Annotated in this window: 27 protein-coding genes and 1 tRNA gene; 18 read left to right on the top strand and 10 right to left on the bottom strand. The window is 60.3% G+C overall.

What is annotated here, in order from left to right; translation table 11 throughout:
* The first annotated feature begins 112 nt into the window (after nt 1-112).
* From U5A08_RS23510 to U5A08_RS23435, 16 genes are all read left to right on the top strand, one after another.
* On the top strand, nt 113-334 hold the full coding sequence (locus tag U5A08_RS23510; protein WP_100938824.1) for an FmdB family zinc ribbon protein: 222 nt from the start codon (nt 113-115) through the stop codon (nt 332-334).
* A 109-nt stretch (nt 335-443) separates the two neighbouring features.
* Nucleotides 444-2,219, top strand: coding sequence for an aspartate--tRNA ligase (aspS, locus tag U5A08_RS23505; protein ID WP_253398463.1), 1,776 nt, complete (start codon nt 444-446; stop codon nt 2,217-2,219).
* A gap of 135 nt (nt 2,220-2,354) precedes the next feature.
* Nucleotides 2,355-3,101, top strand: a complete 747-nt coding sequence (locus tag U5A08_RS23500) for a YebC/PmpR family DNA-binding transcriptional regulator (RefSeq protein ID WP_253398462.1) — start codon at nt 2,355-2,357, stop codon at nt 3,099-3,101.
* Between the two features lie 157 nt (nt 3,102-3,258).
* Nucleotides 3,259-3,783 (top strand): crossover junction endodeoxyribonuclease RuvC, encoded by a 525-nt coding sequence (ruvC, locus tag U5A08_RS23495; protein WP_321848822.1) that lies wholly within the window; start codon nt 3,259-3,261, stop codon nt 3,781-3,783.
* A 67-nt stretch (nt 3,784-3,850) separates the two neighbouring features.
* A complete protein-coding gene (gene ruvA / locus U5A08_RS23490; RefSeq protein WP_253398460.1) occupies nt 3,851-4,462 on the top strand; it encodes a Holliday junction branch migration protein RuvA in 612 nt (203 codons plus the stop codon).
* Entirely contained in the window at nt 4,463-5,521 is a 1,059-nt protein-coding gene (gene ruvB / locus U5A08_RS23485; protein ID WP_024077146.1) for a Holliday junction branch migration DNA helicase RuvB, read from the top strand.
* Nucleotides 5,522-5,660: 139 nt separating this feature from the next.
* Entirely contained in the window at nt 5,661-6,116 is a 456-nt protein-coding gene (gene ybgC / locus U5A08_RS23480) for a tol-pal system-associated acyl-CoA thioesterase (RefSeq protein WP_247400512.1), read from the top strand.
* A gap of 1 nt (nt 6,117) precedes the next feature.
* Nucleotides 6,118-6,813: a protein TolQ gene (gene tolQ, locus U5A08_RS23475; RefSeq protein ID WP_017847129.1), complete on the top strand. Its 696-nt coding sequence runs from the start codon at nt 6,118-6,120 to the stop codon at nt 6,811-6,813.
* Nucleotides 6,814-6,836: 23 nt separating this feature from the next.
* Nucleotides 6,837-7,289, top strand: a complete 453-nt coding sequence (tolR, locus tag U5A08_RS23470; RefSeq protein WP_161630238.1) for a protein TolR — start codon at nt 6,837-6,839, stop codon at nt 7,287-7,289.
* Nucleotides 7,289-8,362 (top strand): cell envelope integrity protein TolA, encoded by a 1,074-nt coding sequence (gene tolA / locus U5A08_RS23465; protein ID WP_017847130.1) that lies wholly within the window; start codon nt 7,289-7,291, stop codon nt 8,360-8,362. The genes tolR and tolA overlap by 1 nt, the downstream gene beginning before the upstream one ends.
* Before the next feature lie 17 nt (nt 8,363-8,379).
* Nucleotides 8,380-9,660, top strand: a complete 1,281-nt coding sequence (gene tolB, locus U5A08_RS23460; RefSeq protein ID WP_174555573.1) for a Tol-Pal system beta propeller repeat protein TolB — start codon at nt 8,380-8,382, stop codon at nt 9,658-9,660.
* A 52-nt stretch (nt 9,661-9,712) separates the two neighbouring features.
* Nucleotides 9,713-10,213, top strand: coding sequence for a peptidoglycan-associated lipoprotein Pal (gene pal / locus U5A08_RS23455; protein ID WP_003209827.1), 501 nt, complete (start codon nt 9,713-9,715; stop codon nt 10,211-10,213).
* A gap of 6 nt (nt 10,214-10,219) precedes the next feature.
* A complete protein-coding gene (gene ybgF, locus U5A08_RS23450) occupies nt 10,220-11,044 on the top strand; it encodes a tol-pal system protein YbgF (protein WP_046490075.1) in 825 nt (274 codons plus the stop codon).
* Between the two features lie 164 nt (nt 11,045-11,208).
* Nucleotides 11,209-11,856 (top strand): 7-carboxy-7-deazaguanine synthase QueE, encoded by a 648-nt coding sequence (gene queE, locus U5A08_RS23445; protein WP_017847133.1) that lies wholly within the window; start codon nt 11,209-11,211, stop codon nt 11,854-11,856.
* 16 nt (nt 11,857-11,872) lie between these two features.
* The gene (gene queC / locus U5A08_RS23440; RefSeq protein WP_253400435.1) at nt 11,873-12,547 is read left to right on the top strand and encodes a 7-cyano-7-deazaguanine synthase QueC; all 675 of its coding nucleotides are present in this window, start codon (nt 11,873-11,875) and stop codon (nt 12,545-12,547) included.
* A gap of 63 nt (nt 12,548-12,610) precedes the next feature.
* A tRNA-Lys gene (locus tag U5A08_RS23435) sits at nt 12,611-12,686 on the top strand.
* 177 nt (nt 12,687-12,863) lie between these two features.
* Here the strand turns inward: U5A08_RS23435 and U5A08_RS23430 are convergent.
* Nucleotides 12,864-13,052, bottom strand: coding sequence for a hypothetical protein (locus tag U5A08_RS23430; RefSeq protein WP_321848816.1), 189 nt, complete (start codon nt 13,050-13,052; stop codon nt 12,864-12,866).
* Nucleotides 13,053-13,259: 207 nt separating this feature from the next.
* Between U5A08_RS23430 and U5A08_RS23425 the strand changes: the two genes are divergently transcribed.
* Together U5A08_RS23425 and nadA are read left to right on the top strand one after the other, a co-directional pair.
* On the top strand, nt 13,260-13,505 hold the full coding sequence (locus U5A08_RS23425) for a hypothetical protein (protein ID WP_321848815.1): 246 nt from the start codon (nt 13,260-13,262) through the stop codon (nt 13,503-13,505).
* A 318-nt stretch (nt 13,506-13,823) separates the two neighbouring features.
* Nucleotides 13,824-14,882, top strand: coding sequence for a quinolinate synthase NadA (gene nadA / locus U5A08_RS23420; RefSeq protein ID WP_321848814.1), 1,059 nt, complete (start codon nt 13,824-13,826; stop codon nt 14,880-14,882).
* Between the two features lie 125 nt (nt 14,883-15,007).
* On the opposite strand, the gene U5A08_RS23415 is transcribed toward nadA, so the two are convergent.
* The 9 genes from U5A08_RS23415 to arcC all read right to left on the bottom strand — a co-directional run bounded on the left by U5A08_RS23415 (nt 15,008) and on the right by arcC (nt 25,303).
* On the bottom strand, nt 15,008-15,496 hold the full coding sequence (locus U5A08_RS23415; RefSeq protein WP_253398456.1) for an RDD family protein: 489 nt from the start codon (nt 15,494-15,496) through the stop codon (nt 15,008-15,010).
* Nucleotides 15,497-15,601: 105 nt separating this feature from the next.
* Nucleotides 15,602-15,817 carry a cold-shock protein gene (locus U5A08_RS23410; protein WP_017847139.1) on the bottom strand — a complete coding sequence of 72 codons (216 nt, stop codon included), beginning with the start codon at nt 15,815-15,817 and terminating at the stop codon, nt 15,602-15,604.
* Between the two features lie 388 nt (nt 15,818-16,205).
* Nucleotides 16,206-17,330: a glycine cleavage system aminomethyltransferase GcvT gene (gcvT, locus tag U5A08_RS23405; protein ID WP_253398454.1), complete on the bottom strand. Its 1,125-nt coding sequence runs from the start codon at nt 17,328-17,330 to the stop codon at nt 16,206-16,208.
* Nucleotides 17,331-17,369: 39 nt separating this feature from the next.
* A complete protein-coding gene (locus U5A08_RS23400; protein ID WP_253398452.1) occupies nt 17,370-18,746 on the bottom strand; it encodes an L-serine ammonia-lyase in 1,377 nt (458 codons plus the stop codon).
* An 87-nt stretch (nt 18,747-18,833) separates the two neighbouring features.
* Nucleotides 18,834-21,674, bottom strand: coding sequence for an aminomethyl-transferring glycine dehydrogenase (gene gcvP, locus U5A08_RS23395; RefSeq protein ID WP_321848812.1), 2,841 nt, complete (start codon nt 21,672-21,674; stop codon nt 18,834-18,836).
* Nucleotides 21,675-21,684: 10 nt separating this feature from the next.
* Complete coding sequence (gene gcvH / locus U5A08_RS23390) at nt 21,685-22,068, bottom strand: glycine cleavage system protein GcvH (RefSeq protein ID WP_253398448.1); 384 nt, start codon at nt 22,066-22,068, stop codon at nt 21,685-21,687.
* 311 nt (nt 22,069-22,379) lie between these two features.
* Nucleotides 22,380-23,888 (bottom strand): transcriptional regulator GcsR, encoded by a 1,509-nt coding sequence (locus U5A08_RS23385; protein ID WP_321848810.1) that lies wholly within the window; start codon nt 23,886-23,888, stop codon nt 22,380-22,382.
* A 104-nt stretch (nt 23,889-23,992) separates the two neighbouring features.
* Nucleotides 23,993-24,355 (bottom strand): DUF5064 family protein, encoded by a 363-nt coding sequence (locus U5A08_RS23380; RefSeq protein WP_253398443.1) that lies wholly within the window; start codon nt 24,353-24,355, stop codon nt 23,993-23,995.
* Between the two features lie 18 nt (nt 24,356-24,373).
* Entirely contained in the window at nt 24,374-25,303 is a 930-nt protein-coding gene (arcC, locus tag U5A08_RS23375) for a carbamate kinase (protein WP_253398441.1), read from the bottom strand.
* Nucleotides 25,304-25,350 lie beyond the last annotated feature (47 nt).

Below are 25,350 nucleotides of genomic sequence, written 5' to 3'. Positions count from 1 at the left end.
TCGATTTACCAGATATAATCCCGCGCTTTGCTGCTGCCAGCGCTTTCTGCGCAGTGCCCTCTGTCCGGAGGCAGGCGCGGCACAGTAACGATCTGATCGCCGAGACATCTCCATGCCCATGTACGACTATCAATGCGCTTCCTGTGGTCATCAGTTGGAAGCCATCCAGAAGATCAGCGACGCGCCGCTGGTCGATTGCCCAGCCTGCCAGGCGCCGCAGCTTAAAAAGATGTTGTCCATGCCGGGCTTCCGCCTGAGCGGCAGCGGCTGGTACGAGACCGACTTCAAGACCGGCTCGAAGAAGAATCTGGCGGGCGGCGACAAAGCAGACTGAGTTGAACTCTACGCGCAGGCTCCTGCATTATCCGTCCCCTGACTTATGTGCGGTGACTGAGGCCAAGCCTGCCACCGAATTTCGAATTACGAGAAGTGAAACCACTACCATGATGCGCAGCCATTATTGCGGCCAACTGAACGAGACCCTGGAAGGTCAGGAAATCACCCTTTGCGGATGGGTTCACCGTCGCCGCGACCACGGCGGGGTGATCTTCCTCGATATCCGTGATCGTGATGGTCTGGCCCAGGTGGTGTTCGACCCGGACCGCGCCGAGAGCTTCGCCGCCGCCGACCGCGTGCGCAGCGAATACGTGGTGAAGATCACTGGCAAGGTACGCCTGCGTCCGGCCGGTGCGGTGAACCCGAACATGGCTTCTGGCGCGATCGAAGTGCTGGGCTACGAGCTTGAAGTGCTGAACGAGTCGGAAACCCCGCCGTTCCCACTGAACGAATACTCCGATGTTGGCGAAGAAACCCGCCTGCGCTATCGCTTCCTGGACCTGCGTCGCCCGGAAATGGCCGAGAAGCTGCGTCTGCGTTCGCGCATGACCACCAGCATCCGCCGCTTCCTCGATGAAAACGGCTTCCTCGACGTCGAAACCCCGATCCTCACCCGTGCCACTCCGGAAGGCGCGCGTGACTATCTGGTGCCGAGCCGTACCCACGCCGGCAGCTTCTTCGCCCTGCCGCAATCGCCGCAGCTGTTCAAGCAACTGCTGATGGTGGCCGGCTTCGACCGTTACTACCAGATCGCCAAGTGCTTCCGTGATGAAGACCTGCGTGCTGATCGCCAGCCTGAATTCACCCAGATCGACATCGAGACCAGCTTCCTCGATGAAAAAGAGATCATGGGCATCACCGAACAAATGATCCGCAACCTGTTCAAGGAAGTGCTGGACCTGGAATTCGGCGAATTCCCGCACATGACCTTCGAAGAAGCCATGCGCCGCTACGGTTCCGACAAGCCAGACCTGCGTAACCCGCTGGAACTGGTGGACGTGGCCGACCAGCTCAAGGATGTCGACTTCAAGGTGTTCAGCGGCCCGGCCAACGACCCGAAATGCCGCATCGCCGCCCTGCGCGTGCCTGGCGGCGCGAGCATGCCGCGCAAGCAGATCGACGATTACACCAAGTTCGTCGGCATCTACGGTGCCAAGGGCCTGGCGTACATCAAGGTCAACGAGCGCGCCAAGGGCGTTGAAGGCCTGCAGTCGCCGATCGTGAAAAACATCCCGGAAGCCAACCTCAATGTGATCCTCGATCGCGTGGGCGCGGTCGACGGTGACATCGTGTTCTTCGGCGCCGACAAGGCCAAGATCGTCAGCGAAGCCCTGGGCGCGCTGCGGATCAAGCTGGGCCACGACCTGGAACTGCTGACCTGCAAGTGGGCACCGATGTGGGTCGTCGACTTCCCGATGTTCGAAGAGAACGACGACGGCAGCTTCAGCGCCTTGCACCACCCGTTCACCGCGCCGAAGTGCTCGCCAGAAGAGCTCGAAGCCAACCCGGCGGGCGCGCTGTCCCGCGCCTACGACATGGTCTTGAACGGCACTGAGCTGGGTGGCGGTTCGATCCGTATCCACCGCAAGGAAATGCAGCAAGCGGTATTCCGTCTGCTGGGCATCAACGAAGCCGAACAGGAAGAGAAATTCGGCTTCCTGCTCGACGCCCTGAAATACGGCGCACCGCCCCACGGCGGCCTGGCCTTCGGCCTGGACCGTCTGGTGATGCTGATGACCGGCGCCCAGTCGATCCGTGAAGTGATTGCCTTCCCGAAAACCCAGAGCGCTGCGGACGTCATGACCCAGGCCCCGGGTGTCGTGGATGCCAAGGCACTGCGCGAGCTGCATATCCGCCTGCGCGAGGCGCCGAAGGCTGAGTAAGGCCGCTGCGTGAAAGCGCGATAAGGTTTTACGCAGTCAAAAAGGCGCATCTTCGGATGCGCCTTTGCGTTACAAGGGTTGTATCCCGCCTGGGGCGGGGTTGATAAGGTTTCTAGAGAATTTCGGAGTTGTGTTATGGCTGGCCATTCCAAGTGGGCGAACATCAAGCACCGCAAAGAGCGTCAGGATGCCAAGAAAGGCAAGATTTTCACCAAGTGGATTCGCGAACTGACCGTCGCCGCCCGCCAGGGTGGCGGTGATCCGGGCTCCAACCCGCGTCTGCGCCTGGCGCTGGACAAGGCCCTCGGCGCCAACATGAGTCGCGACATCATCGACCGCGCCGTGGCCCGTGGCGCCGGTGCGGCCGATACCGACGACATGGTCGAGCTGACCTACGAAGGCTACGGCCCGGGCGGCGTGGCGGTGATGGTCGAGTGCATGACCGATAACCGCAACCGTACCGCCGCGGCCGTGCGCCACGCGTTCAGCAAGTGCGGTGGCAACCTTGGCACGGATGGCTCGGTGGCCTACCTGTTCGAGCGCAAGGGCCAGATTTCCTTTGCGCCGGATGTGGATGAAGACGCGTTGATGGAAGCCGCGATGGAAGCGGATGCTGACGACGTGGTGACCAATGAAGATGGCTCCATCGACGTGTTCACCTCGTTCGCCGGGTTCTATGCGGTGCGTAACGCGCTGGAAACCGCCGGTTTCAAAGGCACCGACGCGGAAATCGTGATGCTGCCGACCACCAGCGCCGAACTGGACCTGGACGGCGCGCAGAAAGTGCTGAAGATGCTGGATATGCTTGAGGACCTGGATGACGTGCAGAACGTCTACTCTAATGCTGACATTCCAGAGTCGGTCGCCGAGCAACTGGGCTGAAGGGCGATGTGGATCAACATGTGAGAGGGGGCTTGCTGCTGATGGCGGTGTGTCAGTCATTTATAAATCGACTGAACCACTGCCATCGGGAGCAAGCCCCCTCCCACATTGGATCTTCCCTGTATCAAAAATTGTGTTTACCCGACCTGCAGGCGTTATGACTTTAATCCTAGGTATCGACCCCGGTTCGCGCATCACCGGCTTTGGCGTGGTGCAACACACCCCGCGCGGCTGCGTGTATGTTGCCTCGGGCTGCATCCGCACTGGCGCGGGCGAGTTGGCCGAGCGCCTGCAGATCGTCTATCGCGGTGTGCGTGAAGTGATCCAGACCTACAAACCGGTGACGATGGGGATCGAAAAGGTGTTCATGGCGAAAAACGCCGACTCGGCCCTCAAGCTCGGTCAGGCCCGTGGCGCCGCCATCGTGGCCGGTGCCGAAGAGGCCATGGAAATCGCCGAGTACACCGCCACCCAGGTCAAGCAGGCCGTGGTCGGCACCGGCGCGGCCAATAAAGAACAGGTGCAGATGATGGTCATGCACATGCTCAAGCTCACCGCCAAGCCGCAGATCGACGCCTCCGACGCCCTGGCCATCGCCATTTGCCACGCGCACACCCGTTCCAGCCTGCTGCCTCACGGCCTGGGGGCGGCACGCAGTCGTGGCGGGCGGCTACGTCTCTGATAGCATCGGCGCAATCGTTATTTCCGGTCAGGCCTCGATCTGACCCCAAGCCTTAAGGATTTGAACCGTGATTGGACGCTTGCGCGGCACCCTGGCTGAGAAACAGCCGCCGCACCTGATTCTGGATGTCAACGGGCTGGGGTATGAGCTGGAAGTCCCCATGACCACCCTGTATCGCCTTCCGTCGGTTGGCGAGCCATTGACCCTGCATACTCACCTTGTGGTGCGCGAAGATGCGCAACTGCTCTATGGCTTCATTGGCAAGCGTGACCGCGACTTCTTCCGCGAATTGATTCGCCTCAATGGCGTAGGGCCGAAACTGGCCCTGGCGCTGATGTCGAGCCTGGAAGTGGATGAACTGGTACGCGCGGTGTCGGCCCAGGACACCTCGGCGCTGACCAAGGTGCCGGGGGTCGGCAAGAAAACCGCCGAACGCCTGCTGGTGGAGCTCAAGGACCGCTTCAAGGCCTGGGAAGTCGCCCCGAGCATGTTCGCCCTGGTGCCGAACCAGCCGAACCAGCCGGCGGGTCAGGTGGCCAGTGCCGAAAGCGATGCGGTCAGCGCGCTGATCTCCCTGGGCTACAAGCCGCAGGAAGCCAGCAAAGCGGTGTCGGCCATCAAGGACAAGAACCTGAGCAGCGAAGACATGATCCGCCGAGCCCTGAAGGGAATGATTTAAGTGATTGAAGCTGATCGTCTGATCGCGGCCACCGGCCCCCGTGACCGTGAAGAAATCCAGGATCGCGCCATCCGCCCCCTGAGCCTGGCCGACTACATCGGCCAGCCCACGGTGCGCGAGCAGATGGAGTTGTTCATCCAGGCTGCGCGTGGACGCAGTGAATCCCTGGATCACACCTTGATCTTCGGCCCGCCGGGGTTGGGTAAAACCACCCTGGCCAACATCATCGCCCAGGAAATGGGGGTGTCGATCAAGTCCACCTCCGGCCCGGTGCTGGAGCGTCCGGGCGACCTGGCGGCGCTGCTGACCAACCTCGAACCGCACGACGTGCTGTTCATCGACGAAATCCACCGGCTGTCGCCCATCGTCGAGGAAGTGCTGTACCCGGCGATGGAAGACTTCCAGCTCGACATCATGATCGGTGAAGGCCCCGCGGCCCGCTCGATCAAGCTCGACCTGCCGCCGTTCACCCTGGTGGGCGCGACCACGCGCGCGGGCATGCTGACCAACCCGTTGCGAGACCGTTTCGGCATCGTCCAACGTCTAGAGTTCTATAGCACCGCAGACCTGGCGACCATCGTCAGCCGTTCGGCCGGCATTCTCGGCCTGCCCCTGGACCCCGAAGGCGCGTTTGAAATCGCCCGTCGGGCGCGGGGCACGCCACGGATCGCCAACCGTTTGCTGCGACGCGTGCGCGATTTTGCCGAAGTGCGGGCCAAGGGGCATATCACCAAGCCTGTGGCCGACCTGGCGTTGAACCTGCTGGACGTGGATGAGCACGGCTTCGATCACCAGGATCGACGGCTACTCCTGACCATGATCGAGAAGTTCGACGGTGGCCCGGTGGGCGTGGACAGCCTGGCGGCCGCCATCAGTGAAGAGCGCCATACCATTGAGGATGTGCTGGAACCGTACCTGATCCAGCAGGGCTACATCATGCGCACGCCGCGGGGCAGGGTGGTTACCCGGCATGCCTATTTGCACTTTGGGCTAAACATTCCCTCACGATTGGGCGAGATGCCTGTAGTAGACGAATTCCTCGATGCAGTGGACGATTAAAAGCGCTTTGTTCGTCGATTTATTCGAGGTTTGTGCTGTCCTAGTGGCTGGCGTCGTCATTCAGTCAGTGAAAATGTTTCAGCGAATGAAAAAACAGTTGCCTGAGCGGATTGGCAACCTGAGGAGTAAGCACTAGAGTATGCGCGCGCAAAATGGGGATCAGTCGTTCGCACATCGCTGTCGCGTTTATTACGAGGACACCGATGCTGGCGGCATCGTGTATTACGTCAACTACCTCAAGTTCATGGAGCGGGCTCGAACCGAGCGGCTACGGGAGTTGGGCTTTGCCCAATCCCAGCTGGCAGGAGAGGACCTGTTGTTTGTCGTGCATTCCAGCGAGGCGCGTTATTACGCACCCGCGCGATTGGACGATGAGCTGCTGGTCAGCGCTGAAGTAATCGAATTGAACCGGGTCAGCCTGCGCTTTAAACAGCAGGTCAGGCGGGCTACGGATGCAACGCTGCTCTGTGAGGGGCAGTTCCTGGTGGCGTGTGTGCGCACCAATAGTTTGAAACCTCGGGCCATTCCCGAAACTCTACGTGCGGCCTTTGCTGCCGTGAGCGGCGCGGGTAAACAATCAAAGCAGGAGATTTAGCGTGGAACCTACCGTCGTCGACCATTCCTCCATGTGGAGCCTGGTCAGTAATGCCAGTGTCGTGGTTCAACTGGTGATGCTGATCCTGTTAGCCGCATCGGTTACATCCTGGGTCATGATTTTTCAGCGCAGCAACCTGCTGCGTGCCGGTCGACGAGCCCTGGAGAGCTTCGAAGAGCGCTTCTGGTCGGGTATCGACCTGTCCAAACTGTATCGCCAGGCTGGCAGCAACCCTGACCCGGATTCGGGCGTCGAGCAGATCTTCCGTGCCGGCTTCAAGGAATTTTCCCGCCTGCGCCAGCAGCCGGGCGTCGACCCGGAAGCGGTCATGGAAGGCGTGGCCCGTGCCATGCGTGTGGCCATCTCCCGCGAAGAAGAGAAGCTGGAGCAGAGCCTGCCGTTCCTCGCCACCGTAGGTTCTGTCAGCCCGTACATCGGCCTGTTCGGTACCGTGTGGGGGATCATGAACTCCTTCCGCGGCCTGGCCCAGGCCCAACAAGCGACCCTGGCCACCGTGGCCCCGGGTATCGCCGAAGCCCTGGTCGCCACCGCGATCGGCCTGTTCGCTGCGATCCCGGCGGTAATCGCCTACAACCGCTTCGCCGCGCGCGGTGAAACCTTGATCAGCCGTTACTACACCTTCGCCGACGAATTCCAGGCGATCCTGCACCGTAAAGTGCACACCAGCGAAGAATAAGCAGGTAATTCCCAATGGCTTTAATCGCTCGAGCTCGCAAAAAGCGCAAGCCGGTCGCCGAGATGAACGTAGTGCCTTACATCGACGTGATGCTGGTGCTGCTGGTGATCTTCATGGTGACCGCGCCGATGCTCAATCAGGGCGTGAAGGTTGATCTGCCCAAGGTTTCCAGCGAAGCCTTGCCGCAAGACAACAACACTCAGGTCCTGACCATTTCGATCAAGGCTGACAAGACCTATTACTGGAACCTTGGCAGCGAAGTCGACACCCAGAAACAGCAGGACAAGGCCATGACCTTGCCGCAGATGACCGACGCCGTGACCAAGATCATCCGGTCCGGCAACGAGGGCGGCAAGCACACCCAGGTGTTCATTCGCGGCGATAAAGTCGTCGACTATGGCTCCGTCATGGGCGCCATGGGCGGGCTGCAGAAGGCCGGCGTCGGTAACGTTGGCTTGATTACCGAGGCGCCCTGATGCACCAACAGCGAGAGCCGTCCGCCTCGGAAAGCTACTTCTGGCCTAGCGTCTGGGCAATTGCCCTGCACGTCCTGGTGTTTGGCATGCTGTTCGTCAGCTTTGCCATGACCCCGGACCTGCCGCCAGCCAAGCCGATCGTGCAGGCGACCCTGTATCAGCTGAAATCGAAAAGTCAGGCCACCACCCAGACCAATCAGAAGATTGCGGGTGAGGCCCAGAAGTCGGCTGCGCGCCAGACTGAAGTCGAGCAGATGGAACAGAAGAAGGTCGAGCAGGAAGCGGTGAAGGCTGCTGCGGAACAAAAGAAAGAAGAGGCGGCTCAAAAGGCCGAGGAATCGAAAAAGGCTGACGAAGCGAAGAAGGCTGACGAGGCGAAAAAGGCTGATGAAGCCAAGAAAGCCGAGAAAGCTGCCGAAGCTAAAAAAGCCGAAGAGAAACAATTGGCTGATATAGCCAAGAAGAAATCTGAAGAAGAAGCCAAAAAAGCTGCCGAAGAAGAGGCCAAGAAAAAGGCCGCTGAAGACGCCAAGAAAAAGATAGTCGAAGACGCGAAGAAGAAAGCCGCCGAAGACGCCAAGAAAAAAGCTGAAGCAGACGAGGCGAAAAAGAAAATCGCCGACGACGCGAAGAAGAAAGCTGCCGCCGATGCCACCAAGAAAAAGGCCCAGGAAGCAGCGCGTAAATCCGCCGAAGAGAAAAAGGCCCAGGCCTTGGCAGATTTGCTCTCCGACACGCCGCAGCGTCAGCAAGCCTTGGCCGATGAGCGTGGCGATGAAGTCGCGGGCAGTTTCGACGACCTGATTCGGGCGCGGGCAGCAGAAGGTTGGACGCGTCCACCTTCGGCACGCAAAGGCATGACAGTAGTGCTGCAGATCGGCATGTTGCCGGACGGTACGGTGACCTCGGTCAGCGTGGCCAAGTCCAGTGGTGACGGTTCGTTCGACAGTTCGGCGGTCGCGGCGGTCAAGAATATTGGCCGGTTGACCGAGATGCAGGGAATGAAACCAAGCGACTTCGCTCCCTATCGTTCATTCAAGATGACATTCACACCTGAGGATTTAGCCTTGTGAGAAACCTTCTTCGAGGAATGCTTGTCGTTATTTGCTGTATGGCAGGGATAGCGGCGGCGGATGAAAAGAACATCCTGGTCACCAGCGGTAGCGATCGGGCCACCCCGATCGCTGTTGTACCGTTCGGCTGGCAGGGCGGCAGCGTGCTGCCGGACGACATGGCCCAGATCGTCAGCGACGACCTGCGCAACTCCGGTTATTACGCGCCGATTCCAAAAGGCAACATGATCAGCCAGCCGACCCAGGCCAGCGAAGTCATCTTCCGTGACTGGAAAGCCGTAGGCGCCCAGTACCTGATGGTCGGCAGCATCGTGCCGGCCGGCGGTCGCCTGCAGATCCAGTACACCTTGTTCAACGTGGCGACCGAACAGCAGGTCTTGACCGGCAGCGTATCGGGCACCGCCGAGCAATTGCGAGACATGGCCCACTACATCTCGGATCAGTCGTTTGAAAAACTCACCGGTATCAAGGGTGCTTTCTCGACGCGTCTGCTTTATGTAACGGCTGAGCGTTTCTCCGTAGATAACACGCGCTACACGCTGCAGCGTTCCGACTATGATGGCGCGCGGGCGGTGACCTTGCTGCAATCGCGTGAGCCAATCCTGTCGCCGCGCTTCGCGCCGGACGGCAAGCGCATTGCCTACGTGTCCTTTGAACAGAGACGTCCGCGCATCTTCGTCCAGCACATCGATACTGGCCGTCGTGAGCAGATCACCAACTTCGAAGGCCTCAACGGTGCGCCAGCCTGGTCGCCGGATGGTTCGCGCCTGGCATTCGTGCTGTCCAAAGACGGCAACCCGGATATCTACGTGATGAACATGGCTTCGCGCCAGATCAGCCGCGTGACCAGCGGTCCTGGTATCAACACCGAACCGTTCTGGGGTAAAGATGGTTCGACCATCTATTTCACTTCCGACCGTGGCGGCAAGCCTCAAATTTATAAAACGAGCGTGGGTGGCGGTGGCGCGGAACGCGTGACCTTTATTGGTAACTACAACGCCAACCCTAAGCTTTCGGCTGATGAAAAGACGTTGGTGATGATTCACCGTCAGGATGGTTTCACTAATTTCCGGGTTGCGGCCCAGGATTTGCAGCGCGGAACCGTAAAAATCCTTACAGATACCAACCTTGATGAGTCAGCCACTGTTGCGCCCAACGGCACCATGGTAATCTACGCCACCCGCCAGCAGGGCCGGGGAGTCTTGATGCTCGTGTCCATTAATGGACGCGTAAGGCTCCCGCTTCCTACCGCACAAGGCGAAGTCAGAGAACCATCCTGGTCCCCTTACCTGAACTGACGCGGCGCTACATGATTTGCTTAACACACTGGGGTTCATTAGGAGTTTCACGATGGAAATGCTGAAGTTTGGTAAGTTTGCTGCTCTGGCTCTGGCTCTGTCCGTAGCCGTTGGTTGCTCGTCTAAAGGCGGCGACAATGCCGGTGAAGGCGCAGCTGTTGATCCAAACGCTGGTTACGGCGCTAACACTGGTGCAGTTGACGGCTCCCTGAGCGAAGAAGCTGCTCTGCGCGCAATCACCACTTTCTACTTCGAATACGACAGTTCGGACCTGAAACCAGAAGCCATGCGCGCTCTGGACGTTCACGCGAAAGACCTGAAAGCTAACGGCGCTCGCGTTGTTCTGGAAGGTAACACTGACGAACGTGGTACTCGCGAGTACAACATGGCACTGGGCGAGCGTCGTGCGAAAGCCGTTCAGCGCTACCTGGTACTGCAAGGTGTTGCTCCAGGCCAACTGGAACTGGTTTCCTACGGTAAAGAGCGTCCAGTTGCTACTGGCCACGACGAGCAGTCCTGGGCTCAAAACCGTCGCGTCGAACTGCGTAAGTAATTCGTCATGCGAACGTGCCGTCGTGCTCTAACTGTATTGGCTCTCAGCCTCGCGCCGCTTGCGGTGTGGGCTGCGGTTCCTGTGGAAGATAGCAACTCAGGCTATAACAATAGCGGGAGCAGTTATCCGCCAGCGGGTTATGGCACGAACGGCGCCTATGCTGGGGGGGCGGCTACGTCCGCTCCCTCGGCACAGGGCGAACTGTTCAACCAGCTGCAACGCATGCAGGATCAATTGTCGCAGCAACAAGGCGCCATTGAAGTTCTGCAGAATCAAGTGAACCAGCTGAAGCAAGAAGGCCTGGAGCGATACCAGGATCTTGATCGACGTATAGGAGCCGGCGTTACACCTGCCGCTACTCCTGATAATTCTTCTGCCGGTGGCGCGCCAAGTGCCGCCGCCGGTGGAGCAGCAGCAGGGGCCGCAGCCCCTGCAGCCAGCAGTGAACCGGGTGATCCGGCGAAGGAAAAACTGTATTACGACGCAGCCTTTGACCTGATCAAAGCCAAGGATTTCGATAAGGCCAGCAAGGCTTTTACCGCATTCCTCGGTCGTTACCCAAACAGTCAGTATGCGGGCAACGCCCAGTACTGGCTGGGTGAGGTAAACCTGGCAAAGGGTGATTTGCAGGGGGCAGGCCAGGCATTTGCCAAGGTCAGCCAGCTGTACCCCAAGCACGCCAAGGTGCCGGATTCACTGTACAAACTCGCTGACGTAGAACGCCGCCTGGGTCACACCGACAAGGTCAAAGGCATTCTGCAGCAGGTCGTTGCCCAGTATCCGGGGACTTCCGCTGCGCAGTTGGCTCAACGCGACCTGCAGCGCCTGTAAGGGATACAGTCCGTTTAGAAGAAACCCGCGCCTGGCGCGGGTTTTTTCGTTAGAATCCACGCCCTTTTATGAAACACGCTTCCTGGGGTTGACGCGTTGGCGCGATTCCTTGAAGTGCCTGACGGAGGCGGACAGCCTGTTTAGCTGTTACGCCCGTGGCGACTATGCAAGACACATTACGCATCACCGAAGTTTTTTACTCGTTACAGGGTGAAACGCGAACGGCCGGCCTGCCCACAGTGTTTGTGCGCCTGACCGGTTGCCCTCTGCGTTGCCAGTACTGTGACAGCGCCTACGCCTTCAGTGGCGGCACCGTGCGCACCCTTGAAGACATCCTGGAGCAGGTTGCCGGTTACCGGCCGCGCTACGTCTGCGTGACAGGCGGCGAGCCGTTGGCGCAACCCAACGCCATCCCCTTGCTCAAGCAGCTGTGTGACGCAGGTTACGAGGTGTCCCTGGAAACCAGCGGCGCCCTGGATATTTCCGCTGTGGACCCACGTGTGAGCCGAGTGGTCGACCTCAAGACCCCGGGCTCTAAAGAGGCGCATCGCAACCTCTACGAGAACCTGGACCTGCTGACAGCCAACGATCAGGTCAAGTTCGTGATCTGTTCGCGCGACGATTACGACTGGGCGAGCTCCAAGCTGATTCAGTATGGTTTGGACCGCCGCGCGGGCGAGGTGCTGTTCTCGCCAAGCCATCACGACCTGAACGCACGCGACCTGGCCGACTGGGTGGTGGCTGATAACCTGCCGGTCCGTCTGCAACTGCAGCTGCATAAATACCTTTGGAACGACGAGCCAGGACGCTGAAATGACCGACCAACCGATTGATCAAAAACGCGCAGTAATCCTGCTGTCCGGTGGCCTCGACTCCGCCACGGTGGTGGCCATGGCGCAGGCTGAAGGCTATACCTGCTACACCATGAGCTTTGACTACGGCCAGCGCCATCGCGCCGAGCTGAACGCCGCTGCCCGCATCGCCCGCGAAATGGGGGTGGCCGAGCACAAGGTCATTGGTCTGAACCTTAACGGCATCGGCGGCTCGGCCCTCACCGACAGCAGCATCGACGTGCCGGAAGCGCCCAGCGAAGGCATCCCGATCACCTATGTACCGGCGCGCAACACCGTGTTCCTGTCCCTGGCCCTCGGCTGGGCAGAAGTGCTGAATGCCCGCGATATCTTTATCGGCGTTAACGCGGTGGATTATTCCGGCTACCCGGACTGCCGCCCAGAGTTCGTCGAGTCGTTCGAGCGTATGGCCAACCTGGCGACCAAGGCCGGCGTAGAGGGGCAGGGCTTCCGTATCCTGGCGCCGCTGCAGAACCTCAGCAAGGCCGATATCGTGAAGGCTGGCGTAGGACTTGGCGTCGATTACTCGCTGACTGTTTCCTGCTATCAAGCAGACGATGACGGCCGCGCTTGTGGGAAATGCGACAGCTGCCGACTGCGCGCAGAAGGCTTCCAAGCGGCCGGAATTACGGACCCAACGCGTTATTTCTGATTTATTTCAAATAAGGTGTTGAATAATCCTTAGAAATCAGTATTATACGCGCCACAACACAGCGGGTCGTTAGCTCAGTTGGTAGAGCAGTTGGCTTTTAACCAATTGGTCGTAGGTTCGAATCCCACACGACCCACCATTTTTGGCGGTTTAGAAAATCCGGAAGGCCCACGCAAGTGAGGATTTCCGGGTTTTTTTTTGCCTTGTGAAAAGATCGCGCAACGTGGCATGTTCCACCGCACGCTATCTGCCTTCCGATGCTCAAACGCGGCTCAGCTTACGCCTGCGTGCGTGCTGGCGCTGAGGTCGCTTCAACCTATTCCTCCCCCAGCGAGCGGCCCAGCCGGCCTTTGACGACCTTTTGCAGGAGTAAGGCCAACGTCTCAGTGGCGTAGGGCTTTTGCAGCAGCACAAAGCGCTTGGTTTCTTCCTGGGCGATGCACGCGTACCTCCCCCCACCAGCGACTTCCTTACGCACCGCACTGCTTTTGCTGTGGTAGGGCATTCGATAATGCCGGCACGTTCTGTACATATTCCTACGAGCGATCGCGCGGTATGTGTTGCGTTGACTTACAGCTCCTGAGTCTGCGCGATGCGGCAAAGAGGCAGTTTTTTGACATGGCTCTTTGCCACTTATTTCGGCTTTAATGCTGTCAATCGCGCGTATCTTGGCTAGATTGGAGGCTACTAAGCTTTTAAGACACGGACAGTCATGACTACGCTAACTCCGATCATCCCTAGCAATCCCCTCATTGTTCGCGCTGCAGCCACACCGCTCGCCATTTCGGCGAACACTGTCGATGTCTCGCCGGTTCGACCTGCGTCGGTGGTCAGCCTCGGTAATCCGGCTGCCGATGTCGTTGATATCTACTCTCGAGACGGGCAGATGCCGGGTCGGGAAAGTGTGCGGGCCTGGGAAAATAGCAGCCAGGACGCCGTCAGCAAGATCATCAACTGATGGCAGTCGCGAATCGCAGAATTACCTGTATGTGCAAGTACAGCACCGCGAGCTTTGCCTATAAAGACGGCCAATTGACCCGTGCTTCGGTCACACAGTCGGCTTCCCAGAATACCCACACGCAGAAGTAGGTGATGGCCAGATGCGTCGCGCCATGCCAGATTAGGCTTTTGAATCCATTCGATATTCTGTAGCCTTGCGCAGCTTCACCTTAACCCGTGCTTGATGACACATCACTTCGTCCGGCGGCGCCCGAAGGGCTCCAGAGCCGGTGGTACACTCGACATTCGCGCAACGGCGCCTGCAGGTCTTGCGAACATGACGCAAATTTCCGAACGCCTTCTGGTTCAAGCCCACCTCGACGCCAAGCAGCCCAAGGCCCTCAGCGCCGAGGAAGAGGCCAGCCTGCGTACTGCCATCGCCGCCGAGCTGAAGGCTCAGGACGCGGTGCTGGTCGCCCACTTCTATTGCGACCCGGTGATTCAGGCCCTGGCCGAAGAAACCGGCGGCTGTGTCTCCGATTCCCTCGAAATGGCGCGCTTCGGCGCCGCCCACCCGGCCAAGACCGTACTGGTCGCCGGCGTGCGTTTCATGGGCGAGACCGCCAAAATTCTCACCCCCGAAAAACGCATCCTGATGCCGACCCTGGAAGCCACGTGCTCCCTCGACCTTGGCTGCCCGGTGGATGAGTTTTCGGCGTTCTGCGATCAGCACCCTGAGCGCACCGTGGTGGTGTATGCCAACACCTCGGCGGCGGTCAAGGCGCGGGCGGATTGGGTGGTGACCTCCAGTTGCGCACTGGAAATCGTCGAAAGCCTGATGGACAACGGCGAGACCATTATCTGGGGGCCGGACAAACACCTTGGCACTTACATTCAGCGCCAGACCGGTGCCGACATGCTGCTGTGGGACGGTGCCTGCATCGTCCACGAAGAGTTCAAATCCAAGCAGTTGGAAGACATGAAGGCGCTGTACCCGGATGCGGCGATCCTGGTCCACCCGGAATCCCCGACGTCGGTGATCGAGCTGGCGGATGCGGTGGGGTCCACCAGCCAACTGATTGCCGCTGCTCAGCGTTTACCGAACAAAACGTTCATCGTCGCCACCGATCGCGGCATTTTCTACAAGATGCAGCAGCTGTGCCCGGACAAGGTCTTCATCGAAGCGCCTACCGCCGGCAACGGCGCGGCGTGCCGCAGTTGCGCGCACTGCCCGTGGATGGCGATGAATACGTTGGAGCGCACGCTGCAGTGCCTGCGTGAGGGCAGTAACGAGATCTTCGTCGAGCCTTCGGTGATCCCGCAGGCTGTGCGCCCGCTCAAGCGCATGCTCGACTTCACCCAGGCCGCGCGCCTGAGGCTGGCCGGCAACGCCTGACCCGGTCGAACATGTGGGAGGGGGCTTGCCCCCGATAGCGGTAAATCAGTCGATGTATCTGGTGACTGACACTCCACTATCGGGAGCAAGCCCCCTCCCACATTTTGATCCGCACCAGCAGGGCGTTATTTTTTTTGCTTCGGAATCCGTACCAACTGCGTGTCCGAGTAGATGTCATGCCAGCTGCGTTTCTGCTTGTCGAACAGCGACCAGATAAACCCCAGCCCCACGCACAACCACGATGCGATCGACACCACAAAGCGCAACAGCGCCTGCCACAGGCTGATTCGCGAGCCGTCGGCGTTCTGTACGCGCACGCCCCACACCTGCATGCCCAGGGTCTGCCCGGAATGGGTCCAGAACTTGGCGAAGAAGCCAAACAGCACGAAGAACAGAATCGTCGACAGCAACGGGTCGCCGTCCAGCGTGCCGGATTCGGTGAGGGTACGCATTTTGGCTTCGCCCACGAACGCGATCCACACCAGCTTGTAGATAAAGGCCGTGACAATCAGCAGCGCAGTGCAGAGGAGGAAGTCATAGAACATCGCTGCCAGACGACGGCCCAGGCCAACGGCGGGAAATTCGCCTTGGGGGCTCAGCAGGGGTTTGGACATGGCCGGCTCTCTGAAGAAAAAAAGCATTTTACGGCGCAATGCCCTTACCGCGCCCATAAAAAAGCCCCTGATGTCACCATCAGGGGCTTTTTGTCGCAGGAGGGATCAGCCTTCGGCGATCACTTCGTCAGCCTGCATGCCTTTCTGGCCTTGCACGGCGACGAAAGACACTTTCTGGCCTTCTTTCAGGCTCTTGAAGCCGTTGCCCTGAATAGCGCGGAAATGCACGAACAGATCCGGACCGCTTTCTGGAGTGATAAAACCAAACCCTTTTTCGTCGTTGAACCACTTGACGGTACCGCTCTGACGTTTATCCGACATTTTCTTATTTCCTTGACGCTAAAAATGAATGACAGTCCCTTTCGCATGAAAGAGTACTGGGCTGGGTTGCAGGAAAGTAAGAGACGTCGAACGGGTTGTAGCAAACTTTGGCTACTGCCCAGGTCAGGTTTCAAGCGACCCATGCAAACACAGTGGACAAACTCTACGACAACTAATGCAGAAAAAACAAGCCCTGCAAAAAGCCCAGCTTTTGCTAGGCCTCATGACATTTCGTTGAATACTCATGTACCGACTTATTCGATAGAATTAGTCACTTGTTATAGGTTGATACCTATAACAATGACTATCGGAAATGCACTGTTTTATGGCGGTCGCGTTACAGTTTAGTGCGCGTTATTGCGACCGCGTTACTTATAGGAACAGTCAATCAGCCGCGGTAGTAACGTTGCGGCACAAATGGCATTTTACTTACACGTAGTGGCACCTTTTTCCCACGCACCAGTGCAGACACTTCGGTATCCAGCGCGGTGAACGCGCTGTTCAGGTAGGCCATCGCCAATGGGCCGCCGAGGCTTGGGCCAAAGCCGCCGCTGCAGACGCTGCCGATCACGGTGCCGTGTTCGTCGACGATTTCCGCACCTTCACGCACTGGCGTGCGCTCTTGAGGCAGCAGGCCGACACGTTTGCGGCTTACACCGGCTTGCTGCTGGGTAAAGATCCGGTCTGCGCCGGGAAAGCCGCCGGCACGTGCGCCGTCAGCGCGACGGGCCTTGGAGATCGCCCACAGCAGGCTGGCTTCGATCGGGGTGGTGTCGGTGTTCATATCGTGGCCGTACAGGCACAGGCCGGCTTCCAGGCGCAGCGAGTCGCGGGCGCCCAGGCCAATGGCCTGGACTTCGGTCTCGGCCAGCAGGCTGCGGGCCAGGCTTTCGGCGTGGGCGGCGGGCACCGAGATTTCAAAGCCGTCTTCACCGGTGTAGCCGGAGCGGCTGACGTAGCAGTCCACACCCAGCAGGCGCAGGGACGCGAATTGCATGAAGGTCATCTTGGTCACTTCAGGGGCCAGGCGCGCCAGTACTTTCACGGCTGCAGGGCCTTGCAGGGCGAGCAGGGCGCGTTCTTCGAACAACGGCTCGATGGTGCACTGGTCGCCAATTTTGGCGCGCAGGTGCGCCAGGTCCTGGTCCTTGCAGGCCGCGTTGACCACCAGGAACAGTTCGTCGTTACCCAGGTTGGCCACCATCAGGTCGTCGAGAATGCCGCCCTGGTCATTGGTGAACATGGCGTAGCGCTGCATGCCGACCGGCAGGTCGATGATATCCACCGGCACCAGGGTTTCCAGGGCCTTGGCGGCATTGGCGCCGGTCAGGCGGATCTGGCCCATGTGGGACACGTCGAACAGCCCGGCCTGATCACGGGTGTGCAGGTGTTCTTTCATCACGCCCAGCGGGTATTGCACCGGCATGTCGTAGCCGGCGAAGGGCACCATGCGCGCGCCGAGTTCGATGTGCAGCGCGTGCAATGGGGTTTTCAACAGGGTTTCGGTGGACATATTCAGCTCCTGAAAAACGTGCGGACGCGTGTCTAAGCGTCAGCACTCGATAATGTTGACCGCCAAACCGCCACGGGCGGTTTCCTTGTATTTGCTTTTCATATCGGCGCCGGTCTGGCGCATGGTGCGGATGACCTTGTCGAGCGACACAAAATGCTGCCCATCACCACGCAAGGCCATGCGCACTGCATTGATGGCTTTGACCGAGCCCATGGCATTGCGCTCGATGCACGGCACTTGCACCAGGCCGCCAATCGGGTCGCACGTCAGGCCGAGGTTGTGTTCCATGCCGATCTCTGCGGCGTTTTCCACCTGGGACACGCTGCCGCCCAACACTTCGCACAGCGCACCGGCGGCCATCGAGCAGGCCACGCCGACTTCACCCTGGCAGCCGACTTCGGCGCCGGAGATTGATGCGTTTTCCTTGTACAGAATCCCGATGGCGGCGGCGGTGAGCAGAAAGCGCACCACGCCGTCTTCATTCGCGCCGGGGATGAAGCGCATGTAGTAATGCAGCACCGCCGGCACAATCCCGGCGGCACCGTTGGTGGGCGCCGTAACCACGCGTCCGCCATTGGCGTTTTCTTCGTTGACCGCCAGCGCGTACAGGTTGACCCAATCGAGTACCGACAACGGGTCGCGCAGGGCTGACTCCGGATTCTTGCATAGCTGGCGATGCAGGGCGGCGGCACGACGCTTGACCTTCAAGCCGCCCGGCAAGATCCCTTCATTGCGACAGCCGGCGTCCACACAGTCCTGCATCACCTGCCAGATCTTCAGCAGGCCGTTGCGGGTTTCGGCTTCGGGGCGCCAGGCACTTTCATTGGTCAGCATCACCTGGCTGATGGACAGCCCGTAGGTGGCGCAATGACCGAGCAAGTCCTTGGCGCTCTTGAACGGGAAGGTCAGCGGGGTGGCGTCTTCGACGATCCGGTCGGCGCCGGCGGCGTCTTCATCCACCACAAAACCGCCGCCCACCGAGTAGTACTCGCGGCTGCGGATCTGGATACCGGCGGCGTCAAAGGCGCGAAAGATCATGCCGTTGGGGTGATAGGCGAGGGGTTTGCGAATCATCGCCAGGTGTTCTTTCTCGTTGAACGCAATGCTGTGTTCGCCGAGCAGGTTCAAGCGGCCGTCGCTGCGCATCTGTGCCAGGCGTGCGGCGATGGTTTCTGTGTTCACGGTGTCCGGGTGTTCACCTTCCAGGCCGAGCAGCACGGCCTTGTCGCTGCCGTGGCCTTTGCCGGTGGCGCCGAGTGAGCCATAGAGTTCCACCTTGACGCAGGTGGTGGCGCTCAGCAGGTCGTCACGGCGCAACCCCTCGACAAAGCGGGCGGCGGCGCGCATCGGGCCGACGGTGTGGGAGCTGGAGGGGCCGATGCCAATCTTGAACAGGTCGAACACGCTTAACGACATGAGTTGTTCTCCGGTTTCTTATTATCTATCGGGTGTACTCGGTCAAAGTGTGGGAGGGGCTTGCCCCCTCCCACATTCTTGACCAGGTTATGCGTAGCTCTCGATCGACGGGCACGCGCACACCAGGTTGCGATCGCCGAACACGTTGTCGACCCGGCCAACCGGCGGCCAGTACTTGCCGTCGATCAACGACGCCACCGGGTACACCGCTTGTTCACGGCTGTAAGGGTGGCTCCATTCGCCCACCAGTTCCGCGGCTGTGTGCGGGGCGTTTTTCAGGGGGTTGTCGTCCTTGTCCAAGGTGCCGTTTTCGACTGCGCGGATTTCTTCGCGGATGGCGATCATCGCGTCGCAGAAGCGGTCCAGTTCTTCCTTGGATTCACTTTCGGTCGGCTCGATCATCAAGGTGCCGGCCACCGGGAACGACATGGTCGGCGCGTGGAAACCGAAGTCGATCAGGCGCTTGGCCACGTCATCTACGCTGATGCCGCTGCTGTCTTTCAACGGGCGCAGGTCGAGGATGCATTCATGCGCCACCAGGCCGTTGCTGCCGGTGTAGAGCACCGGGTAGTGCTCTTCCAGGCGACGGGAAATGTAGTTGGCATTCAGGATCGCCAACTGCGAAGCGCGCTTGAGGCCCGAGCCGCCCATCATGCTGATGTACATCCAGGTGATCGGCAGGATGCTTGCGCTGCCGAACGGCGCCGCGCACACCGCGCCTTCCTTGCGTGCCATGGCCGCGTGGCCGGGCAGGAATGGGCTCAGGTGCGATTTGACGCCGATCGGGCCAACGCCCGGGCCGCCACCGCCGTGGGGGATGCAGAAGGTCTTGTGCAGGTTCAGGTGGGACACGTCGCCGCCGAACTTGCCCGGCGCGCACAGGCCGACCATGGCGTTCATGTTGGCGCCGTCGATGTACACCTGGCCGCCGTTGTCGTGAATGATCCCGCAGATCTCGCGGATACCTTCTTCGAACACGCCGTGGGTCGACGGGTAGGTGATCATCAGCGCGGCGAGGTGGTCGCGGTGCTCGATGGCTTTGGCGCGCAGGTCTTCGATGTCGACGTTGCCGCGGCTGTCGCAGGCGGTCACGACCACGCGCATGCCGGCCATGTGGGCGGTGGCCGGGTTGGTGCCGTGGGCCGATGACGGGATCAGGCAGATGTCGCGGCGCTCATCGCCACGGCTCTGGTGATAGGCACGAATCGCCAAGAGGCCCGCGTATTCGCCCTGGGAACCGGCGTTCGGTTGCAGCGAGATGGCATCGTAGCCGGTGGCCGCGCAGAGCATGGCTTCCAGCTCGGTGGTCAGTTGCAGGTAGCCGGCGCTTTGTTCGGCTGGGGCGAACGGGTGCAGGGCGCCGAACTCGGCCCAGGTCACCGGGATCATTTCGCTGGCGGCGTTGAGCTTCATGGTGCAGGAGCCCAGCGGGATCATGGTGCGGTCCAGCGCCAGGTCCTTGTCGGCCAGCTTGCGCAGGTAGCGCATCAGCTCGGTTTCGGAGTGATAACGGTTGAACACCGGGTGGCTGAGGATCGGCGACTGACGCAGCAGCGCGGCCGGCAGGCTGCCTTCGACCTTGGCGGCGAAGTCCGGCAGGGCTTTACCGTCGGCGAAGAGTGCCCACAAGGTTTCGATATCGGCCTGGGTGGTGGTTTCGTCGACCGACAGGCCGAGACGCTCACCGTCCACCACACGCAGGTTGATGCGCTGGGCGCGGGCCTGGTCGTGCAGGGCGGCGGTGCGCGCGCCGGTGTTGAGGGTCAGGGTGTCGAAGAAGTGTTCTTGCTCGACCTTCAGGCCCAGGGCGCGCAAGCCGTTGGCCAGGATCGCGGTCAACTGGTGAATGCGCTGGGCGATCTGGGTCAGGCCTTTCGGGCCGTGGTACACGGCGTACATGCTGGCGATGTTGGCGAGCAGGACCTGGGCGGTGCAGATGTTGCTGGTGGCTTTCTCGCGGCGGATATGTTGCTCGCGGGTCTGCATGGCCAGGCGCAGGGCCGGCTTGCCGAAGCGGTCGACCGAAACCCCGACCAGACGGCCCGGCATGTCGCGCTTGAACGCATCCTTGGTGGAGAAATACGCCGCGTGCGGGCCGCCAAAGCCCAGCGGGACGCCGAAGCGTTGGGCGCTGCCGATGGCCACGTCGGCGCCGAACTCACCCGGTGGGGTCAGCAAGGTCAGGGCCAGCAGGTCGGCGGCCACGGCCACCAGAGCATTGGCGGCGTGGAAGCGTTCGGTCAGTTCGCGATAATCAAACACGTCGCCATTGCTGGCCGGGTATTGCAACAGGGCGCCGAAGAACGGGCTGACATCGCTCAGTTCGCGTTCATCGCCCACCACCACGTCGATGCCCAGCGGCTCGGCACGGGTGCGTAGCACGTCGAGGGTTTGCGGGTGGCTGTGGATCGAAGCGAAGAAGGCATTGCTGCTTTTGTTCTTGCTCAGGCGTTTGCAGAAGGTCATGGCTTCGGCGGCGGCGGTGGCTTCGTCAAGCAGTGAAGCGTTGGCAATCGGCAGGCCGGTGAGGTCGCTGATCAGGGTCTGGAAGTTCAACAGCGCTTCCAGGCGACCCTGGGAAATCTCCGGTTGGTACGGGGTGTAGGCGGTGTACCAGGCCGGGTTTTCCAAGAGGTTGCGCAGGATCGGCGACGGCGTATGGCAGTTGTAGTAGCCCTGGCCGATGTAGGTCTTGAACAGTTGGTTCTGGCTGGCGATGGCCTTGATCCTGGCCAGGGCCTCGGCTTCGCTCAAGCCATCTTCCAGGCCGAGCACGCTGGTGCCCTTGATGCTTTCCGGGATCACACTGGCGCTCAGGCCTTCCAGGGAATCAAAGCCCAGGCTGGCGAGCATCTGCAGCTCATCTTCCTGGCGCGGGCCGATGTGGCGGGCGATGAATTCGTTGGCGGTGCTCAAGTTGATCGTCATGGCGCGCTCCTCAGGCTTGTGCGTTGGCTTTGATCAGGCGGTCATACGCATCCTGATCCAACAGCGTAGCCACTGCATCGGCATCGGCGGGTTTAAAGCGGAAGAACCAGCCTTCGCCCATCGGGTCTTCGTTGACCAGTTCCGGGCGGCCCTCCAGCTCGGCGTTCACTTCGAGGACTTCACCGTCCAACGGCATGTACACGCCACTGGCGGCTTTGACTGATTCCACGGTGGACGCTTCGGCGCCCTTGTCGTAGGCCTGCAACTCCGGCAGTTGCACGAAAACCACATCACCCAGCGCGTTTTGCGCGAACGCGGTGATACCCACGGTGACGCTGCCGTCAGCTTCGGCGCGCAGCCATTCGTGATCTTCAGTGAAACGCAACTCGCTCATGGAAACTCCTCGGGGCCAGATTCGTCTGGTGGACGGGATTGGAATAATGGGGAGTTACTTAGCAATATCGCGGCCAATGTCATTAATTACTTATAAATCAATGACTTGATAAAAATGACGAATGCGTTACCGGCTGAGGCTGTAGCGATTTCGCTACACTTCGCCGCAAGAAAAAAAGCCTATGTGGATCAAAGCCTTGCATGGCGCGCAAAAAACAGGGTTGTAGCGATATCGTTACGCTGTAGCGCTTTCAGTACAGTTGATGTCGTTCTCAGACCCGATTTGGAATGCGAGCCCTGTAGGCGCCCCGCTCAGGGTTTGTTGGGGATGCCGTATTTGCGCAGGCGATGGGCGATAGCGGTGTGGGAGGTGTGCAGGCGGCTCGCCAACTGGCGGGTCGAGGGGTAGCTGGCGTAGAGCTTCTCCAGCAGGCTGCGTTCGAAGTCTTCCACGGCCTGCTCCAGACTGTCGATTTCGCTGTCGCTCTGGCGTGCGACCGAGGTGCCGGCGATGTCCAGGTCGCCGATGTCCACCAGGCTGCTTTCGCAGATGGCGGCGGCGCGGAAGATCACGTTCTGCAACTGTCGCACATTGCCCGGCCAGCGGTTGCCCAGCAATGCCGGGTAAGTGCCCGGCGCCAGGCGGCAGATCGGGCGCTGGATCTGCGCGCAGGCCTGCTGCATGAAGTAGCGCGCCAGCAGCAGAATGTCCTGGCCTCGCTCGCGCAGGGGCGGCACTTCGACATTGAGGACGTTGAGGCGATAGAACAGGTCTTCGCGAAAGGTGCCCTCGGCGACCATCTTTTCCAGGTCGCGGTGGGTGGCGCTGAGGATACGCACGTTCACCTTCACTTCACGGTCGCCGCCTACCCGGCGAAAACTACCGTCATTGAGAAAACGCAGCAGCTTGGCCTGCAGGTACGGCGACATTTCGCCGATCTCATCGAGAAACACCGTGCCCTGGTTGGCCAGTTCCATCAGCCCCGGCTTGCCGCCGCGCTGGGCCCCGGTGAAGGCGCCGGGGGCGTAGCCGAACAGTTCGCTTTCGGCGAGGTTTTCCGGTAGCGCCGCACAGTTCAACGCCAGGAACGGCGCACTGCAGCGCGCGCTGATGGCGTGGCAGGCTCGCGCCACCAGTTCTTTGCCGGTGCCGGTCTCGCCCTGGATCAACAGCGGTGCGTCGAGCACCGCGACACGCTGCGCACGCGCCTTGAGGGTGCGAATCGCCGGCGAATCGCCGAGCAGCGCATCGAAGCCTTCGGCATGGTCATGGTGCAGGGCCGACAACTGTTCGCCGATGCGGTTGGGCTGGTAGAGGCTGAGCAGGGCACCGGCATCGGTGATCGGCGTGGCCTCCAGCAGCAAGGTCTGGCCGTTGACGCTGATCTCGCGCAGCGGCAAGCGAAAGCCTTGCTCCAGCAAGGTGTCGAGCAAGGCCGGATCGTTGAACAGTTCGCTGATGCTTTCCCCGGCCGGCTCGCGACCGTACAGGGCGATCAACGCCGGGTTGGCCAGCAGGATCTTACCCGCGCTGTCCAGGGCCAGCACCGGGTCGGTCATGGCCGCGAGCAGGGCGTCGAGTTGCAGGTGGCGGCGTTGGCCGGGGAGGATGTCCACCACCGTCACCGTCTGCACGCCGTTGACGCTGAACAGCGCGTCCCGCAGCTCTTCGAGGACTTCGGCGCTCAGGGTCGGCGCGTCGATGTAGACATTCGGCGGCACCATTTCTACCGCGTCTAGGTTGAGATTGCGCCCACCGAGCAAGGCCAGGACTTCCTGGGTAATGCCGACGCGGTCGATGAAGCTGACGTGGATACGCATGGGGCGGCTGACAATTCTGGGGAGCGAGAGGCGGCAAGTATGCCAGACAGGGGGGGAGATCAAAAATGGGGGAGGGAGCAAGCCCCTCCCTCATTTGGATCGTGTTATGCGAGGTGTTCGGGTTTGACCGGATCGCCCGGTTTCACATTCAACTGATGCCGCACGTCCTCGAACATCAAGTCGTACTGCTTGTGCATGTCGCCGTTGAGCGTCGCGATCTTCGGCATCCCATACTTCTGCGCGATATTCATCGCATGCCGGGCAAAGTCGAATGCCTGGTCCTTGGGCAGGAAGAACTCTTCCTTGAGGTCCTTGTCCTGCACCGAGCCATGCAGCGTGAACAGCATCCCCTGGCCTTCATTGGGGTGCTGGCTGACTTCATAGTCGATGTGCAGGTTGTAGCTGTAGTCGGCGTCGTTCAGCGCGTGGCGTTCGATGTGCAAATGCCCGGGTTCAAAGGTAGCCATAGGCGTTTTTCCTCTACTTCACAGATAACGGATGCCTGGGGTCGCCGTGCTGATACGGGTGCCTGCCAGGCCCTGGACGATGGCTTCGATGTCGGAGAGTGAACCGATCACTGCGGTTTTGCCAGTCTGACGCGCGAACTCGCAGGCTGCTTGCACTTTCGGCCCCATGGAACCGGCGGCGAAACCAAGCCTTTCCATTTCATCCGGGTGGGCCTGGCCGATGGCCTTCTGGGTCGGCTTGCCGAAGTCGATAAAGGCGGCATTGACGTCGGTGGCAATCACCAGCAAATCGGCTTCCAGTTGCGAAGCCAGCAGCGATGAGCACAGGTCCTTGTCGATCACGGCCTCGATGCCCTTGAGCTTGCCGTCTTCGCCATACATCGTCGGGATACCGCCACCGCCGGCGCAGATCACGATGCTGCCTTTTTCCAGCAGCCATTGGATCGGGCGAATTTCGAAGATGCGTTTCGGCCGCGGGCTGGCGACGACGCGACGGTATTTATCGCCATCCGGGGCGATGGTCCAGCCTTTTTCAGCTGCGAGTTTCTCGGCTTCGGCCTGGGAGTACACCGGGCCGATCGGTTTGCTGGGTTTCTTGAAGGCCGGGTCGTTGGCGTCCACTTCAACCTGGGTGAGCAGGGTGGCAAACGGGACTTCGAAGTCCAGCAGGTTGCCCAGTTCCTGTTCGATGATGTAACCGATCATGCCTTCGGTTTCCGCGCCGAGCACGTCCAGCGGGTACGGCGAGACGCTGGTGTAGGCCGCCGCCTGCAACGACAGCAGGCCGACTTGCGGGCCGTTACCGTGGGCGATCACCAGCTCGTTGCCGGAATGGATCTTGGCAATCTGTTCGGTGGCGATTCGGATATTGGCGCGTTGGTTGTCCGCTGTCATGGGTTCACCACGGCGGAGTAGGGCGTTACCGCCCAGAGCAACGACGATACGCATAATGCAATCCTTCTAGAGTTCAGCGTGTGAACACAGGACTAAGTGTG

It is taken from the genome of Pseudomonas paraveronii (assembly GCF_963681955.1).
GTDB lineage: Bacteria > Pseudomonadota > Gammaproteobacteria > Pseudomonadales > Pseudomonadaceae > Aquipseudomonas > Aquipseudomonas paraveronii.
The sequence above is the reverse complement of the archived record's forward strand: the minus strand, read 5'-3'. Positions and strand labels throughout refer to the sequence as shown.